The organism is Mangrovimonas xylaniphaga, assembly GCF_001280435.1.
Classification (GTDB): Bacteria; Bacteroidota; Bacteroidia; order Flavobacteriales; family Flavobacteriaceae; genus Mangrovimonas_A; species Mangrovimonas_A xylaniphaga.
In genome coordinates, this window is sequence record NZ_LBIP01000008.1 from 1 (window position 1) to 267 (window position 267).

Genomic DNA, 267 nt, shown 5'->3' on the forward strand with positions numbered 1-267 from the left:
TGGTTGTTGTAACAACGTTGCTTGTAGCGTTTACCGTTGGATTTTCATTATCGGTCACTGTTACAGTCATGACATCAGTAGCTGTATTGGCTGGGGTAGCATTGTCAGATACGGTATATGTAATTGTAGTTGTCCCTATCGGGAATGTATATGTTCCGACCTGTCCAGAACCGGTATCGTTTACAGCACCGGTCATTACCCATGCAATTGAGCTTACGGAACAATTATCGTTGAAAGAGGCATCTGTAATAGCAACATCTACAGAAC

1 protein-coding gene is annotated in these 267 nt (G+C 42.7%); it reads right to left on the bottom strand.

The window, feature by feature from the left end; translation table 11 throughout:
• The coding region (locus ZA06_RS17280) for a hypothetical protein (RefSeq protein ID WP_168155191.1) at positions 1-267 on the bottom strand (267 nt) is incomplete at both ends.